Annotated in this window: 16 protein-coding genes and 1 pseudogene; 10 read left to right on the top strand and 7 right to left on the bottom strand. The window is 46.1% G+C overall.

The window, feature by feature from the left end:
* Window positions 1-18: 18 nt before the first annotated feature.
* From ABDK09_05245 to ABDK09_05235, 3 genes are read left to right on the top strand one after another with little or no spacing between them, the layout of a single operon-like run.
* A complete protein-coding gene (locus tag ABDK09_05245; protein XAW87622.1) occupies window positions 19-1,035 on the top strand; it encodes an SIR2 family protein in 1,017 nt (338 codons plus the stop codon).
* A 7-nt stretch (window positions 1,036-1,042) separates the two neighbouring features.
* Window positions 1,043-1,378 carry a hypothetical protein gene (locus tag ABDK09_05240; GenBank protein XAW87621.1) on the top strand — a complete coding sequence of 112 codons (336 nt, stop codon included), beginning with the start codon at window positions 1,043-1,045 and terminating at the stop codon, window positions 1,376-1,378.
* Window positions 1,329-2,774, top strand: a complete 1,446-nt coding sequence (locus ABDK09_05235) for an ATP-binding protein (protein ID XAW88468.1) — start codon at window positions 1,329-1,331, stop codon at window positions 2,772-2,774. The genes ABDK09_05240 and ABDK09_05235 overlap by 50 nt, the downstream gene beginning before the upstream one ends.
* A 49-nt stretch (window positions 2,775-2,823) precedes the next feature.
* Here ABDK09_05235 and ABDK09_05230 read toward each other — a convergent pair.
* From ABDK09_05230 to ABDK09_05215, 4 genes and pseudogenes are all read right to left on the bottom strand, one after another.
* Window positions 2,824-4,033, bottom strand: a pseudogene (locus ABDK09_05230) (IS256 family transposase).
* A gap of 402 nt (window positions 4,034-4,435) precedes the next feature.
* Window positions 4,436-4,774, bottom strand: coding sequence for a cytosolic protein (locus ABDK09_05225; GenBank protein ID XAW87620.1), 339 nt, complete (start codon window positions 4,772-4,774; stop codon window positions 4,436-4,438).
* Between the two features lie 1,521 nt (window positions 4,775-6,295).
* Entirely contained in the window at window positions 6,296-7,075 is a 780-nt protein-coding gene (locus tag ABDK09_05220; GenBank protein ID XAW87619.1) for a DUF4225 domain-containing protein, read from the bottom strand.
* A complete protein-coding gene (locus tag ABDK09_05215; GenBank protein ID XAW87618.1) occupies window positions 7,072-7,545 on the bottom strand; it encodes an Hcp family type VI secretion system effector in 474 nt (157 codons plus the stop codon). The genes ABDK09_05220 and ABDK09_05215 overlap by 4 nt, the downstream gene beginning before the upstream one ends.
* 252 nt (window positions 7,546-7,797) lie before the next feature.
* Between ABDK09_05215 and ABDK09_05210 the strand changes: the two genes are divergently transcribed.
* Entirely contained in the window at window positions 7,798-8,433 is a 636-nt protein-coding gene (locus tag ABDK09_05210) for a LysE family translocator (protein XAW87617.1), read from the top strand.
* Between the two features lie 113 nt (window positions 8,434-8,546).
* Here ABDK09_05210 and ABDK09_05205 read toward each other — a convergent pair whose 3' ends face one another.
* The gene (locus ABDK09_05205; protein ID XAW88467.1) at window positions 8,547-8,963 is read right to left on the bottom strand and encodes a LysR substrate-binding domain-containing protein; all 417 of its coding nucleotides are present in this window, start codon (window positions 8,961-8,963) and stop codon (window positions 8,547-8,549) included.
* On the bottom strand, window positions 8,869-9,456 hold the full coding sequence (locus ABDK09_05200; protein XAW87616.1) for a LysR family transcriptional regulator: 588 nt from the start codon (window positions 9,454-9,456) through the stop codon (window positions 8,869-8,871). The genes ABDK09_05205 and ABDK09_05200 overlap by 95 nt, the downstream gene beginning before the upstream one ends.
* A 100-nt stretch (window positions 9,457-9,556) precedes the next feature.
* Here ABDK09_05200 and ABDK09_05195 point away from each other — a divergent pair, with 100 nt between their 5' ends.
* The gene (locus ABDK09_05195) at window positions 9,557-10,408 is read left to right on the top strand and encodes a TSUP family transporter (protein XAW87615.1); all 852 of its coding nucleotides are present in this window, start codon (window positions 9,557-9,559) and stop codon (window positions 10,406-10,408) included.
* A gap of 1 nt (window position 10,409) precedes the next feature.
* Here the strand turns inward: ABDK09_05195 and ABDK09_05190 are convergent, their stop codons facing one another.
* Entirely contained in the window at window positions 10,410-11,363 is a 954-nt protein-coding gene (locus tag ABDK09_05190; protein XAW87614.1) for a LysR family transcriptional regulator, read from the bottom strand.
* Window positions 11,364-11,454: 91 nt separating this feature from the next.
* On the opposite strand from ABDK09_05190, the gene ABDK09_05185 reads away from it, so the two are divergent.
* From ABDK09_05185 to ABDK09_05165, 5 genes are all read left to right on the top strand, one after another.
* The gene (locus ABDK09_05185; GenBank protein XAW87613.1) at window positions 11,455-12,561 is read left to right on the top strand and encodes an MFS transporter; all 1,107 of its coding nucleotides are present in this window, start codon (window positions 11,455-11,457) and stop codon (window positions 12,559-12,561) included.
* Window positions 12,562-12,798: 237 nt separating this feature from the next.
* The gene (locus ABDK09_05180; GenBank protein ID XAW87612.1) at window positions 12,799-13,290 is read left to right on the top strand and encodes a GNAT family N-acetyltransferase; all 492 of its coding nucleotides are present in this window, start codon (window positions 12,799-12,801) and stop codon (window positions 13,288-13,290) included.
* Between the two features lie 503 nt (window positions 13,291-13,793).
* Window positions 13,794-14,462, top strand: a complete 669-nt coding sequence (locus ABDK09_05175; GenBank protein XAW87611.1) for an ABC transporter substrate-binding protein — start codon at window positions 13,794-13,796, stop codon at window positions 14,460-14,462.
* On the top strand, window positions 14,455-14,982 hold the full coding sequence (locus ABDK09_05170) for an ABC transporter substrate-binding protein (protein XAW87610.1): 528 nt from the start codon (window positions 14,455-14,457) through the stop codon (window positions 14,980-14,982). Before ABDK09_05175 ends, ABDK09_05170 begins: the two co-directional genes overlap by 8 nt.
* A 125-nt stretch (window positions 14,983-15,107) precedes the next feature.
* Complete coding sequence (locus tag ABDK09_05165; GenBank protein XAW87609.1) at window positions 15,108-15,977, top strand: branched-chain amino acid ABC transporter permease; 870 nt, start codon at window positions 15,108-15,110, stop codon at window positions 15,975-15,977.
* Window position 15,978: the final 1 nt, after the last annotated feature.

Below are 15,978 nucleotides of genomic sequence, written 5' to 3'. Positions count from 1 at the left end.
GAGATTAGGTGAATATTTATGAGTGAGATTGACTTTTACGCTCAGGCGCAAAAGTACTATCAAAAGTCTCCTGTAATCATCCTCGGTAGCGGCGCATCTGCTGCGTTTGGTTTATCAGGGATGGGAGAGCTGTCAAAACATTTAGTAAGTACAGTTGAAACTACTAGTGGGCTTGATGGGGCGGAGCTTGAAGTTTGGGAGAGATTTAAAGCGTTGCTGGAGTCAGGAGTCGACTTAGAATCGGCTTTACATGAGGTTCGCTTATCTGAAAACTTAACAGATGCAGTAGTTAGTGCCACATGGGAGTTACTCAATCCACAAGATATTGGGGTATTTAAATCCTCTCTTTTGGGAACGGATGAGTTTCCTCTAGCAACCTTGATTAAAGGCCTGTTTCGTTCGGTCGCAGGTCAAATTAATATTGTGACAACTAATTATGATCGTATTGCTGAATATGCAGCTGAGCAAGCAGGGGTTCATCATTACACTGGATTTACGCACGGCTATCGAAGGTTACAGGCCCCACCTCAATCACTCCGAGCTGACAGAGTAGTCAATATTCTAAAGGTGCATGGCAGTCTAGACTGGTTCACAAGTCCTGTTGGTGATGTGATTGGTTTAAATCAAGTCGAAATTATCCCTGAAGGGCATAAACCTCAGATTGTAACGCCAGGTATAGCTAAATACATGACGACTTATCATGAACCATTTAGAACTATCATTCAGATGGCTGATAGTGCGATTAGAAATAGCGACTCTTATCTTTGTGTTGGCTTCGGTTTTAACGATGAACACATTCAAGAAAAGTTAGTAGAAAAATGTATCCGTGATGGAGGATGCATAACTCTTGTCACTTGGGGATTGAGTGATACTGCTAGAGATTTTCTTTTATCGGGAAGAGCTAATAACTTCTTGGCTATTGAACGAGGGGCACACGATAATCAATCAATAATTTACAGTTCAGAAACTGACACTCCTATTACCGTAGATGGTGATTTTTGGAGTCTATCTGGTTATTTGGAATTAGTTCTCTAGGGGGGAAATGGAATTGCCATTATTTACGTACACTGATGAGCAAGCGCTTGGTAAAGTCGCTTCGGTTGACACTACGACCGTTATTGTTGAGGTTGAAGATAGAGAATTATTGAAGCGCTTGCAGGTGAACAGGCTTGCTGTGTTACAAAGTGCTAAGCCGGGACAGCACTTGATAGGGTTAATCTCTCAAGTTACTCGTAAAAAGTTATTCGATCTTGAAGAAGGGGATGAGGAAGAAACGAATGAGCAAAACCTTTGTAAGGTAGCTTTAATAGGTACCATGCTTGATCGAGATGGAACACGTCGAGACGTTTTTAGAAGAACGTTGGAAAGCGTTTCCTGAAATAGATGCTAATTGCTTTGCTTTAGAGGGAGATGAACTTACTGCTTTCATGAGAGTGTTATCTAATGCTGCTGCTGAGGGTAACTCTCTTACGTTGGGCAAGTATACCTTAGATGACAATGCTATTGCGTATCTAAATGGCAATAAGTTTTTTCAACGACATGCATTTATTGGTGGAAGTACTGGCTCGGGTAAGTCATGGACTACTGCAAAAATTATCGAGCAGATGGCTAACTTAGCGTCATCCAACGCAATTGTATTTGATCTCCACGGAGAATATGCACCTTTACAGCATGAAGGCTTGAAGCATTATAAAGTTGCGGGGCCTGGGGAAATTGAAGCAGGAAAAACAATTGTAGATGGTGCAATCTACTTGCCTTATTGGCTCTTGTCCTACGAAGCTCTTGTATCACTATTTGTTGACCGCTCTGATCAAAACGCACCTAATCAGGCCATGATCATGTCACGGGAAGTAAATGCCGCCAAACAGCAATACTTAGTTGATGGAGAGTATGCTGATATTCTAAATAGCTTTACTGTTGATAGCCCAGTCCCTTTCGATATTGATGTACTGCTAAATCGGCTGAATGAAATAAACTCGGAGATGGTTCCTGGAGCCGCTGGGAAGACTAAACAAGGAGAGTTTTATGGAAAACTTTCTCGGCTTATCGCGAGGCTCGAAAACAAAGTCACAGACAGAAGACTAGGCTTTCTATTTCAAGGTGGTACAGAAACATTGGAATTTGATTGGCTTGGTCAACTCACGGACGCTTTATTGGGAAGTACTCAAGAAAATGGACAAGGTGGCATAAAAATTATCAATTTCTCTGAGGTTCCTTCTGATATCTTGCCATTGATTGTTTCTATGGTTGCTCGGTTAGCTTTTTCTATTCAGCAGTGGACTTCAAGTGAGGAGCGACATCCAGTCGCTTTGCTGTGTGATGAGGCGCATTTGTACATTCCACAACGGAATGCCGCTGGTGCAGCTGATGATATTTCTATAGAGATTTTCGAGCGAATTGCTAAGGAAGGTCGAAAATATGGAGTCAGCTTAGTAGTTATCAGCCAGCGTCCTTCAGAAGTAAATAAGACAATGCTGAGTCAGTGTAGTAACTTCGTATCAATGCGCCTTACTAATGCAGATGATCAGGCAGTTGTGAAAAGGTTGCTACCTGATAGCCTCGGAGGGTTTAGTGATGTCCTGCCTACATTGGATACCGGTGAAGCTCTGGTCGTTGGTGACGCCAGCTTATTACCAAGCCGTATCAGAATTGATGAACCAATCCACAAACCAAATAGTGGTACAGTCGATTTTTGGGATGAGTGGCAACAACAGGCCATTAATGGTCGTATATACAAGGCGATACAGAACTGGCGAAAACAAAACATTCAATGATACTGAGAGGGAGTTTGAGACTGTAAATAATTCTGTGTAATTGTCGGGGTTACATATAATCACGCAGTCTGTCTTCGAACATAATCATAAAGCGGTTCAGGGCCTGTCGCCAGTTTCTGATAGGCATTGTCCACCTCTTGGATGCATCCTGGATCGCTAAGAAGATGACCTTTCTTGCCGATTCATCTGTTGGGAACAGCTTACGTTTTTTGATGGCTTTTCTAATCACGCTGTTCAACGACTCGATGGCGTTAGTCGTGTAAATCGCCTTCCTGATGTCCTCAGGGTAGTTAAACAGCGTATTGAGATTAGCCCAGTGAGTTGTCCAAGAGCGGCTGATTTGAGGGTACTTAGCGTCCCATTTATCAGCGAACTTCTCTAATGCTAGCAAGGCTTCATCTTCGGTTTTCGATTGGTAGATGGCCTTCAGATCCACAGCAACCGCCTTGTAATCTTTCCACGGCACATATTTCATTGAGTTTCGCACCATATGGACGATGCAGAGCTGGATTTGAGTGTTAGGGAAAGCGGTGTTGATGGCGTCAGGGAAGCCTTTTAGCCCATCAACACAAGCGATGAGGATGTCCTTGACGCCCCGATTTTGTAACTCCGTCAGCACATTCAGCCAGAACTTAGCCCCTTCGTTTTCAGATAACCACATGCCGAGTAGCTCTTTCTGACCTTCCATATTGACGCCGAGTGCTAGATAAACCGACTTGTTGATGACTTGCTTGTCCTGGCGAATTTTGACCACGATACAGTCAAGGTAAACAATGGGATACACTTCATCCAGAGGACGAGATTGCCACTCGATAACTTGCTCCAGAAACGGCGTCAGTGACCTTAGATACCAAGGTGGAGGAGACATCTGCATCGTACATTTCTTTGAATGTGGCGACGATCTCTCGGGTGGTCATGCCTTTCGCATACAGACTTAAGATCTTGTCATCCATGGATTGGAATCGGGTCTGATGCTTACGAACTAACTGGGGTTCAAAGCTTGCCTCTCGGTCGCGAGGCACCTCAATTGGAACGTCACCATCATCAGTGATGATCGACTTTGATGAGTACCCATTGCGGGAGTTGGTACTGGGTTTTGACGCGTGTTTTTCATAACCAAGGTGCTCATCAAGTTCAGCATTAAGCGCCGTTTCAACAGTCACCTTGGTTAACATTTTACGGAAGTCATCCAGATCGGATTCTGTCTTGATTGATTTGGCGGCTTCACGCGCAAATGCTTCCAGTGCTTTCTTATCCATAATGTCTATCCTTAGCCTTTTAAGGCTTAAGCTTAGACAATTACACAGAAATCAGGACAGTCTCGGGAGTTTCTCCCTCTTTTTTGTTGAGTTGAGTACAAATAATAAGCTCAGGTCTTGCCTTGTGCCTGTCGTTGTTTGTAGTGGATAAGGAAATTTGGCTAATTGCACGTAGGCTGGGCGCATACTTGCAATATTTGAAGTAATCCGAACAATTAGAGTGCCCCAAAGGTCGTAACTCAGAAATGTCCAAAACCTTCACGGCGGGCACTTGTCGCTCACAAATGCTCAATTCATAGCCAAGGATACAGCACGCCAGTTAACCGCGGTATCCTAGCTTTTGTTATTGAAACCAGGTTCCGACTCTGGTCGATTCGCCGCTTGTAACTCACTGAAAAATGTTCAGTCCATTCGGGTAATGAAGGTTTGCTCGTCATCCACAAAAGCTACAAAGCTGCCGTGGTAGATAAACACCCGACCGCGTCCCTCAACTAAGCAGGCAAGCTGTGGATTCAAATCTTCTTCGTTATCTGGGCTTTGAAACGTGCCGGTGTCGGTGATTACGCCGCTGAGTGCAGGCAAATATCCATAACTGCGCCTGGCTTGATCAATCAGGCTCAATTCGCTGATGGCAGAGAAGCAAGAGGGGATCGCTCCGGCGTCTTCGATAAATAGGGGTTTTAGTTCTTCAAAGGCGGTAATCACCAGCCAGTCGATACCGTTAACGTGATGGATAAACATAGAGTTTCTCTGTAATTCTGATGCGGATATTTTATCACTATCAGCGGCGAACGCAGTAACGATTTAGTTGCTAAAGGCGGTAATTCGGTGCCATTTCCGGGCGTTTCACGAGGTTAACTTGAAGCACATTTTATCCATCGGTGAGTACCGGAGGGGGTGACCTTTGGCAAGTGCCAGAAGAAATGTGTTTTTCTTGATCTTGATAAAAATACCGGTTGAGTTGCGAACTCGGATGAATGATCAAACTTTATGTTTGTCCAAATACTGATTACGTACATTACCTTTTTGGGATTAGTAGCCCTAAATACAAACACACGATAATACTAGACCACCGGATTACTTCATTTTGTTGAAATGATAAGTTTGGAAGGATATTCATTAATAGTGTTCCATTCATGAAAATAGAGTAGTAATTACCACCAATGAATCCAATGACCAGAATAATATAAATGAAAATGTATACAGAATTAGTAAAGGAGCAATACGATATCCGTCTTAAGATAAGTAGCATTATTAGTGTAATCACAAAAAATAGAATGTCGTTCAATTTCTCTAATCCTTCCATCCCTTACATACCACTACTATAAACCATTCTTGTGCTTTGGATGACAGAAAAAAGCGAGATATAAGAATAGGGGTAAAGCTATGAATTGTATATTACCCGGTAAGTTTAAATTATTAACAATAAAGCTTTCGAAGAACAATATGCTTACAGAAGTTCCTTTTATGTCTCCTCCATACAGAAATATGGAATAAAACTGACCTAATGTTGCAAGCATCACCGTGTATTTTAAAAAAAAGGCTATACCTTTCGACCTTTGCGTACATGATTTTTTAATCAGAAACCACTATGATTACTGATATTACTATGAAAATTAGTTGACTAATCATTCTTCAACTCGTTGTTTAATGATTTTATAGTTATGGCATCAACTCTAACCTCAAGAGCTAAAGCTCCTTTATTCATTGCTTGGTAACCTTTGTGGTAATCCTCATAGCTGTATCTAAATAACTTAAATTGTTTGGCCTTTGGTTTTTTGTCTAAGGCATCGCGCTTAGGTTAGGTTTTGTGACGATGTTATAAGCCTCAGAAGCATTTTTTACTACGCTAGTTGACTTAGCTGCTAACCCATATACTGACATGGCTAGATCTGATCCATAACATGCGATGTCTCGAAAGCTAGTCAACGCTTTGAACATTTATCCCCTTCATACCTAATTATTGTGATCTTTTAGGAAAGCAAAAAATCACAATAAACATACAAAAGATAAATGAAAGCCACTGAATAGTAGGGTTTGGTAAGTGCAAATAATGAATTGTAATATCCTCAAAAAAAGTAACGCTTACAGGTACACCAGCAGTGTTGTTTCCATATTGAAATATTGAAAAGAATTGGATCGCTAACGGAAAAGGTAAGATGAACCTTAGAAAAAAAATCTTTCCTTTGCATGGCTTGAGATTTATTAGCCACAGTAGATAGATTAGAAAAATAGATGCAATAGAAAATACTATTATATTGGTCATTTTTTTATCTCTTGGTATAACGAATCCGCGGTCATGCCATCACTAACGGCTCCTGTAATTAGCGATACTCTATTTGATGCTTGATAGCCCCTTAGATAGTCTTCTGCGCTGTATCTAAATAGCTTAAATTGCTTAGCCTTTGCAGTGTTTGTCCATGGCATCGGTTTTAAGTTTGTCTTGGATATTAACTGATAAGTCTCCGCTGCGTTTTTAACCGTAGCGGTTTTTGCGAAAGCCCCATAGGCTGACATAGCCAAATCGGAACTATAGTAGGCGATGTCCCCACGAGATTTAGAATAACCTAAATATTCTGCTGCATGTTGATAACCTTCTCGAACTAACCCGGTAGCATTCTCATCACCGTCCCAAAAGTATTTGCCGTTTTCATAGATGTTATTCATACCATGTGCAGCCATGGGAGCACCAATTAAGCATAAGGTCGCTGCGGAGGCGTAGCATATTCCAGCGCCTGCCGTTACCTGCATGACGCCAGCGACAAGACCTATCCCTTTTTTGACGATCAAGCTACCCTGGTCCATCAGGCTTTGTCTTTCTTTTCGAAGTTCTTTAAATACTGTTTCTTTGTTCTTCCTGCCGCTCTTGAAGTCGTTCACAAGGCACTGTTCAAATCTATCGACGTCACGAACAAATTGCATCTTGAGACCGCCATTAGAAATATAGCGATGTGAAAGGGTAACCGCTTGCATGGAGAGTCCTTTACCAGCTTTTTCTACTTCTCGAACGTCCCATGAATCTGGCGTTGTTTGGTTTCTCATCCTAAGTCAGTTTTCCATGTTTCATAACCTTCCGTTCCGGCGATGTTGTGTTTCCATATGATGTCCCGGTAAGCGAGGTGAAGGACTTCCGACATATCTTCATCGCCTGAATTAAGCACGTTGGGTTGGTCAAAAGACAGAGTGGTAATTAAGGCGTCAACCAGTTCGATGGTATAAAAATTTTCGTTGTAGCCTTGTTCATTAGTTCGGTAGAACTTAATCGTGCACTGCAAATGTTCTTGTTTAGAAAAGGCGTTACCAAGAAGTGGTGAGGCTTTATCAATAGGTTTGGTGATGACGACCTCGGCAGGTCCACCATGTTTACTTAAGGTGAAGTTACACGCCAGAACGGTAGTTTCATTTGAATGGGATTCTTGAGCTTTGTTACCAATAGAGTCTTTCGTGTTACAACCTTGAGATATGCAGCCTTGTTTTTTACCAATGATAGAGAGATATGCTGTGTGAGCCATATTGCGTCTGCTTCTTATATAAAATCGGGTGCATACCTTATCCTTAATTGTTTAAAAAGATAAGGTAAGTACTTTGCATTTGGGAATAACGTCACAATAGAGGTATGTGCTTGGCACTGAAAATTGAAGAACTGGATACGGTGCTTAAGCCGCTTAAATACGACCACTGACTTTATTGTTATTTGTTGGCTTGATCGTAACAGTGCAGTATTGTTGTCTCGCATATTCCCGTCATCAAACCAAGGAGTGTTGATGGATATTGAACTCTGGTTGGCTTTTGCTCTCGCTTATCTGCTTATTACCTTGTCCCCGGGGCCAAACGTAATTCTGGTACTCAAAAATGGCATGCAGTATGGATGGCGATCTGCGCTGGTGACTATTTTAGGTAATCTGTCTTGTCAGCTGCTCGTTGTTGCTTTGGTGGCCGTGGGTATCGGCGGGCTTCTGGCCCAGTTGCCTGCCTGGTTTTTGGTGATGAAATGCCTGGGTGGTGCCTATCTGATTTACCTTGGCATTAAGAGTTTACGTGCTAGCCGGGTATCGACATTGGATTTAACTCAGACACAGCGACCTCAGGTCAAGAAATCCGCTCGCTCTTTGGGCTTAGAGGCCTTTCTGGTGTCAGCCAGTAATCCGAAAACGCTGATATTTTTGTCGGCTTTTCTGCCGCAATTTTTAGATGTCAGTCATCCGCCGGCAGAGCAGTTTGCCATTATGTATATGACTATCTGCGTGATCGTCACTGCGGTTCATCTAGGCTACGCAGTGACCATCAGTCGTTTCGGTCAGCGGCTGCAAGGTAATCGCTTTCAGCATTACCTGTCAAAATGTACCGGTGGAATTTTTATCACCATGGGCGGCGGTGTACTGTTAAGCTCAAGAGCCTGAAAGCATTGTTTGTTCAAAAGCATTGTCTGTTCAAAAGCATAGCCTATTCAGTCGGTTGAAACTGAAAAAGCAGACCTGGCTGGTCTGCTTTTTTGTTTCGAGAACGGTTTCTCTCAACAAGATAATCGCGCCGGTAAGTGGTGCTGCACAAACTCCAGAAAGGCGCTGACTTTATCGGAGCGGTGCAGACGTTCAGACGCCACCAGAGCGACAATGTCGGCTTCGGCTAGCTGGTATTGCGGCAGTACTCTCACCAGGGTGCCTGCGCTGAGTTCTTGTTTTACATCCCATTCCGAACGTTGAATGATGCCTTCCCCCTTAATACACCAATCTTTGGTCACCTGACTGACATTACTGGCCAGAACCGCGTTGACGCGCACGCTGGTGATTTGTCCGTTGCTGATGTCAGCCAAACGCCACATGGTGGCATCTTCATCATTTTCGCGCAGCGCAATGCAGCGGTGCTGCTCCAGATCTTGCGGCGTGGTTAACGCTGGAGCGGATTGTAAGTAGCCAGGTGCAGCAAGCAGTAAACGACGGTTTCTTAGCCAGAACAATCCGCTTGAGCGAAGAATCCTGCAGGTGACCGATGTAAAACATAATGTCCGGACTATTGTGCTGCGCCCACTTAGGGTTGTCAGACAGATTGAGTTCAATCTGGGTCAGCGGGTACTGGCGCTGAAATTCAGCGGCCAGTGGGCCGATGTGCTTTTCACCGAACCCTAAAGACGCCACTAAGCGGATATCCCCGGAAATGGTCCGTTTGCTGTCGGCGACCTCTTGCGTCAGGTGCTCTAAATCTTGCAGCAGGTTCTGCCCACGCCGCGCCAGAGTTTCGCCTTCCGGGGTGAGCGCAATAAAACGCGCACTGCGGTCGACCAGTTTTACTCCCAGTTTACGCTCAATGTGCTGCAAACGCTGCGATACGCTCGGCGGTGTGACGTTAAGCTTGCGCGCCGCCGCCGCCAGTGAGCGGCTGCCAGCGATGGTAATAAAGAATTCGATATCTTGTGAACTGACCATTAAGTCTTACCTTAATGATGGAATAAGAATGTATTAATTTAACCACATGCTAGCTGGTGATACAAATAGCGCTCTGTCTGCCATTGATGTTGAGGAAAACATGCACAGTGAGGTTATTTTGAGTAGTGGTGAACTGCTTGCTCACCGCGAGTGGGTATACGCGTTTTTATTTGCTGTGGCCATTATTGCCGGGGTGGTCGACGCCATCGCCGGCGGTGGCGGTTTGATTACCGTACCGAGTTTATTGCTGGCTGGCTTGCCACCCATGGTGGTGTTGGGCACCAACCGCTTACAGGCCGTAATTGGGGAGCTGACAACTTCGCTGATGTTTATTGCCAGCCGTCAGTTTCCGTTGCAGGGAATGATATTGGGTGTGCTGTTCACTTCTGTCGGGGCTTTATCCGGCGCTGTGGCGGTCAGCCTGATCGATAAGGCGGCGTTGGAAGTGTTGCTGCCGGTGTTAATGGTGGCGATTACCCTTTATTCCATTTTTTCCAGACGCTTAAAAGCTACCGAGGCCAGTGAAGCAAAATGGTCTAACCGTAAATTTATGCTGATCGCCGGATTGCTGATCGGTTTTTATAACGGCTTTTTCGGCCCGGGGACCGGCTCGCTGTGGATGCTCGGCTTTGTTGCTCTGCTCGGTTATACCCTCAAGCAGGCCACAATGGCGACCAAACCGTTAAATCTGGTTGGTAACATGATTTCTCTGATCCTGTTTATCGCGCTGGGTCAGGTGGACTATCAGCTGGGCTTGTTGATGGCAGTCGGACAGATTATCGGTTCTGTGGTCGGCAGCAAGTTTGTGATGCGTTTTGGCACACGCCTGGTGCGTCCGATGTTTATATCGGTGACCGTTTCTGATGACCAGCAAGCTGATTTACGAGAATCTGGCTGCGGTTTGGGCGGTATAACTCAGCTCTTATGGCTTAAACAGTGCCTGGCGAGATGACTCAAATTTCATCTTCAGAAGCGGGCTGTAAGCGAGTGCCTGACATCTGTTTAATGGCAGCGGTCATGATGTCTAAAAATGCAGTCAGGCGCTTAGGGTAGTAATTGGCATAGGGATAGACCAGATAAACCGGCAGTTCATCCGCCTGCCAGTCGGGCAAAACGTGTACCAGCTTACCGGATTCGATCAGGGGCTGAACCAGCCAGGAAGAGATCACCGCAATGCCTAAACCATCGCTGACCAGCTGGGTTGCCGCGTAAATATTGTCGGTCGATACGATAGGATCAAGCTGCAGGGTATGCGCTTGTTGCCGGGCGAGCGGCTTTAAGGTCAGTTCGTAGCGGTAGAAGGTACTGACTGAAATCCAGGGTAAATCTGCGATTTGTCCGATATCGCGGATCTCGGGGTGTTGCTCCAGCAGCTGCGGTGAGGCGACCAGAATTCTTGGTACATGAGTGACGAGCCTCGCGACCACGCTGGTATCGCTGACGGTGCCAACCTGAATAGCGCAGTCGATATTGTCGGTTAAGAAGTCAGGTGTGGTGTCATTGAGCTGCCAGTCGAGGCGGATGTCAGGATAGTGACGCAGATAATCGATTAAGGGGGCGATCAGTTGGCCTTGCCCGAAGGCGTGTGGCGCCCGGATGCGTAACTTACCCGTTACTCTTGATTGCTGTTTACCGACCGATTCTTCCATGGCGGCCCAGTTGCTCAGCATCTGTTTGGCATACTGATAACAGGCTTCGCCATCGTCGGTAAGCTTAATCTGATGTGTGGTCCTTAACAGGAGTTTACTGCCAAACAGGCTCTCTAATGCACGCAACCTGCGACTGACGGTCGGCTGGGTCGTATTGAGCAGCCTGGCGGCGGCCGTCAGACTGCCGGATTCGACAATACGTACCCAAGTTTGCAACAGCATCAGTCGGTCGGGGTGAGTCGTTTTTGATTCTTTCATACGTAGTACGTATAACTATTCTGTTGGCGCTTCATCTACCAATCGTATCAGAAAACGCAATACTTTGTTCATTCAACAGGTGAGAAACGAAATGAATTCCTTACAATCTATTGCAGATGAACGATCTCTGCCAACCTTATCTTTTAAAACATTATTTTCTCTTTCAGTGGGGGCCGGTGTCAGTGTGGCATCGATATATTATAACCAGCCCATTTTGGATTTATTAGCCAAGTCGTTTCGTCTTGATGTCAGTCAGGCTGGTTTGATCCCAACATTAACCCAAATTGGTTATGCGTTAGGCATATTATTGTTGGTGCCTTTGGGGGATTCACTGGACCGGAAAAAACTGATTATTGCCAAGGCCAGTCTGTTAGCTATATCACTGGTCGTTACCAGTATGGCAAGCGGTTACGGTATGTTACTCATCACCAGCCTGCTGATTGGGGTGATGGCGACTACAGCACAGGATATTGTTCCGGCTGCGGCTGCAATGGCATCCGACCAACAGCGTGGTAAAACCGTCGGTACGGTGATGACCGGCTTATTAACCGGTATTTTGTTATCTCGGGTATTCAGCGGTTTTATTGCCGAGTTTTTTGGCTGGCAAAGTGTATTTTACAGCGCAGCTTTGGCGGTCGCTGTCACGGGGCTGCTACTAAGCAGAGTCCTGCCGGCCATGCCTGCTTCTAGTGCGCTGACGTATAAGCAGACGTTACAATCCATGCTGCCTTTGTGGCAACGTTATCCTCGGCTCAAACAAGCGGCGTTATCACAGGGTTTGATGTCACTTTCATTCAGCGCCTTCTGGACCACACTGGCGGTTTTTCTGGCTGAAAAATATCAGATGGGTAGCGCTGCGGCCGGCGCTTTTGGCATCGCCGGCGCTGCCGGAGCCATCGCAGCACCTTTGGCCGGATCGCTGTCTGATAAAATCGGCGCGCATAAAGTGGCGGTCACCAGTATCCTGCTGGTGGTGTTCTCCTATGTCGGTATTTACTTCACATCATTGTTGCCACTGGTGGGCCAGATTCCGGCTTTGATTGCTTTGGTGATTGTGTTTGATTTCGGCCTCAACGCGACCTTGATTGCTCATCAAAGTATTGTTTATGGTCTTGAACCACAGGCCCGCGGTCGCCTTAATGCCATACTGTTTACTTTCGTGTTTATCGGAATGGCATCGGGTTTCTGCGCTGGGTAGTTTTCTTTACCAGCACTTTGGCTGGGATGGTGTTGTTGGTGCCATTACGGCGGCATCGGCTCTGGCCTGGTTGGTGCGACTCAAACAGTTTCGCTAGCCGGTAAGCGGATAATGCGGCTCTCCTGCAGTGATTAGCAATGTTACTGCAGGAGTCATAATATGCGTTCAGTAGATGACTTTAGTGCTTTTTTAACGGCATACTAAGATTCCTTATCTATTGAGTTGAGATACACCTGCATGCCAATCACCATCCGCAAAGCTGAGCCGTCCGATGCCCGTGCGGTCCAAGCCATTTTTGAGTCTCCCAAAGCGTACAGTAATACGCTGCAACTGCCGTTTTCTTCATTTGAATTGTGGCATAAACGTTTGTCTGATCAGGCTGAACATGTGCACGCCTATGTCGCTGTCGTAGATGGGCAAGTGGTGGGTAATATTACTCTGAACGTCTGTACGAATCAGCGCCGCCGCCATGCTGCCTCGTTTGGGATGGGAATCAAAGATCAGATGCAGGGCGTCGGAGTTGGCAGTGCCTTGCTGGCAACGGTAATTGATTTGGCTGATAACTGGCTGAACCTGAAACGTATTGAGCTGACCGTATTTACCGACAATCAGCCTGCGATTGGCTTGTATAAGAAATTTGGCTTCGAGATTGAAGGTGAGTCAAAAGCGTATGCATTCCGCAATGGCGAATATGTCGATGCCTATCATATGGCTCGGGTCAGAGCTTAAATTCGAACTGCGATCTTTTGTTTCCCTGCCTGGTTTTGGTTAGTTGTATACAATCTTGCTGGCATTTGTCATGTATTGCTCTTCGAGCGGCTATTCGCCGAGCCTGAGTGTTCTGGGTTTTTTAAACCGCTGGGTAATCCATCTATTTCATGAATGCCAAAGTCATTGCGAGAGTAATGGTTTGCTGGTTAATCGCTATTGGCATGTCGTTTTGTATAAAAAATGATCTATTTTAGGTCGATATGCCTGATTTCAGTGCAGATCTGTCGGTCTCTTGCTTTATTACCCTAGGTGAAAATTCATTTTTTAACTGAATGTATACACTAAGATATTGATTTTGAAATACATCCTTTAGTTATTTTTTCGTCGACAAAAACTGGCACATCAGTTGCACACGATAAAATTAGAAATTGTTCACAAATGGAGATTTTATTGTCGACAATTTTGAGTTCCGGCACGGGGCTGGAGCAAAAAGACGATAACGACTAAATGGAGTTTTACAGATGAATAAAAATCGCTTTCTCAAAGCCGGTCTGCTGGCAAGCATGGTAAGTGTGGCTCTATCGGGCTCTGCATTTGCGGCGAATCCTCATTTGAAAATCGGCTTTGTTGGCGTGACTTCTGGTCCTGCTGCCGCGTGGGGTATTTCTAACCAGCGTTCGATGGAAACCCGCGCTGACTGGATTAACGAAATGGGCGGCGTGAAGATCGGTGATACCACCTATGACATCGATATCGTTGCTTTTGACGATCAGAAAGACCCGAAACGTGCGGTCGCCGGTATGGAGAAAATGGCTCAGGAAGGGGTGCACTACGTAGTCGGTCCTAACGTTGATGATGGCGCCGCTGCGGTACGTCCGGTTGCTGAGCAAAAAGGCATCATGTATTTCCCATACGCATTTCCCAAATCTTTGTACACAGCTCCTGCTTCAAATGCGATTCTTGGCATGGTGGCCAACTACCAGTCTGGTCCGGCAATTTATAAATACCTGATTGAAAAAGAAGGCATCAAAAATATTGCCTTTGTTGCTGCGAACGAGTCTGACCCGCTCAGCCAGCGCGATGGCGGTGTGGAAGCGGCTAAAGCTCTGGGGCTGAACGTTGTGTCCAGCAACGTCACTTACCAAGTGGATACCACCGACTTTACCCCGGTTTCTGCTGCCTGTGATTAAAACCCGCCCTGATCTGCTGGTGTTGTCTGGTGTGTCGCCAGCCAACGCGCCGCAGCTGATCCGTTCAGCACGTGAACTGGGTTACACCGGTCTGATTTCGACCGAAACGGCTCAGGATGCCAATGTGCTGCAAGAAGGCGCGGGCGATCTGGCCAACGGCTTTATCTCGGTTGGCGGCGCTTCAACACCGGAAGTGGCATCAGACACCATGCGTGAATTTGTTCAGCGTTACACCGAGAAATACGGTGAGTACAACGATGAATCGAATACTAAGGTTTATGCGCTGGAGTACATCATCGAGACGCTGAAAGCTAACCCGCAAGCGATTTCTGATGTGAAAGCGTTCCAGCAAACCATGGATACTTTTACTGCGCCAAACCCATACATGGTTGGCGATGCAACGCTGAAATATGTCGGCAGCACCTCATTTGGTCAGAAGCGTCAGCTGTCTGTTCCTCTGGTGGTGAACACCTATCAGGATGGTGAGTTCAAAACGCTGTTTATCGCTCAAGTGGACTAATCCTTTCTCCCTTCGGGTCACAGTGGCGCAGTCTCTGCGCCACTGATTTGCTGTTGAATGTCCGCTACAGCTGCAGCAGAGCAACGCAATGGCTGTAGCGGATTCGCTATGGAACAGGTTTCGTTATGGAACAAATCGTAGTAAACGGGCTCTATCTTGGCGCCCAGTACGCGCTGATTGCACTGGGCTTAACGCTCATCTTTTCGCTGATGAATGTGATGAACTTTGCTCATGGTCAGATGTATGTGATGGGTGGTTTTGTCACCTATACCTTTGTATCCCAATTTAATTTTCCCTTTTTCATTGCTCTGATTATTTCGGGGCTGACCCTGGCCGTGATCGGCGCTCTGATTGAGAAATTCCTATTCCGGCCGGTGATTAAAAAATCCAAGCGCGATGAAAGTACCATGCTGCTGGCGGCGGGCATCGGCTTTTTCCTTGATTCGGTGATTCTGCTGGTGTTTGGCGAGAAGCAGCGCGGCGTGCCAAAAATCGTCGATGGCGTGTTCAACTGGGATTTCAAAATCATTATGCCGTATGACCGGATTGTCATCGGTTGTATTGCTATCGCGATGATCGTTGCCTTCATGCTGATCATGCACTATTCCAAAGCGGGCCGTGCCATGCGTGCTCTGGCGCAGGACAAAGTGTCAGCCACACTGATGGGGGTCGATGTCGACCGCTACCAGATGATTGGTTTTGCTCTGGGCGCGATGCTGGCCGGGGTGGTTGGCGGACTTTTGGTTTCCATTACCGGGATTAACTTAGGCATGGGCGGCCCGACCTCCACCAAAGCGTTCATCATGATCATGATCGGCGGTGCGGGTGTGATTCCAGGAGCGATTGTCGGTGGCCTGATTCTGGGCATGTTGGAAAGTGTCGGTCTGTCTGTGTTGTCACAGTATGGCGACGTTACTTATCTGTTGATCTTTGCATCTTTAATGATCTTCTTAGCAATTAGACCGCACGGTTTAATGGGTAAGCCTTGGGGTTAAG

Source organism: Vibrio sp. CDRSL-10 TSBA (assembly GCA_039696685.1).
In the GTDB taxonomy this organism is placed as follows: domain Bacteria; phylum Pseudomonadota; class Gammaproteobacteria; order Enterobacterales; family Vibrionaceae; genus Vibrio.
Note: the sequence above shows the minus strand (reverse complement) of the source record. Positions and strands in the feature narration are given on the sequence as shown.

Coding starts and splice junctions, on each gene's coding strand:
- ABDK09_05245 (XAW87622.1), top strand. CDS start 19: ATGAGTGAGATTGACTTTTACGCTCAGGCGCAAAAGTACTATCAAAAG.
- ABDK09_05240 (XAW87621.1), top strand. CDS start 1,043: ATGGAATTGCCATTATTTACGTACACTGATGAGCAAGCGCTTGGTAAA.
- ABDK09_05235 (XAW88468.1), top strand. CDS start 1,329: ATGGAACACGTCGAGACGTTTTTAGAAGAACGTTGGAAAGCGTTTCCT.
- ABDK09_05225 (XAW87620.1), bottom strand. CDS start 4,774: ATGTTTATCCATCACGTTAACGGTATCGACTGGCTGGTGATTACCGCC.
- ABDK09_05220 (XAW87619.1), bottom strand. CDS start 7,075: ATGAGAAACCAAACAACGCCAGATTCATGGGACGTTCGAGAAGTAGAA.
- ABDK09_05215 (XAW87618.1), bottom strand. CDS start 7,545: ATGGCTCACACAGCATATCTCTCTATCATTGGTAAAAAACAAGGCTGC.
- ABDK09_05210 (XAW87617.1), top strand. CDS start 7,798: ATGGATATTGAACTCTGGTTGGCTTTTGCTCTCGCTTATCTGCTTATT.
- ABDK09_05200 (XAW87616.1), bottom strand. CDS start 9,456: ATGGTCAGTTCACAAGATATCGAATTCTTTATTACCATCGCTGGCAGC.
- ABDK09_05195 (XAW87615.1), top strand. CDS start 9,557: ATGCACAGTGAGGTTATTTTGAGTAGTGGTGAACTGCTTGCTCACCGC.
- ABDK09_05190 (XAW87614.1), bottom strand. CDS start 11,363: ATGAAAGAATCAAAAACGACTCACCCCGACCGACTGATGCTGTTGCAA.
- ABDK09_05185 (XAW87613.1), top strand. CDS start 11,455: ATGAATTCCTTACAATCTATTGCAGATGAACGATCTCTGCCAACCTTA.
- ABDK09_05180 (XAW87612.1), top strand. CDS start 12,799: ATGCCAATCACCATCCGCAAAGCTGAGCCGTCCGATGCCCGTGCGGTC.
- ABDK09_05175 (XAW87611.1), top strand. CDS start 13,794: ATGAATAAAAATCGCTTTCTCAAAGCCGGTCTGCTGGCAAGCATGGTA.
- ABDK09_05165 (XAW87609.1), top strand. CDS start 15,108: ATGGAACAAATCGTAGTAAACGGGCTCTATCTTGGCGCCCAGTACGCG.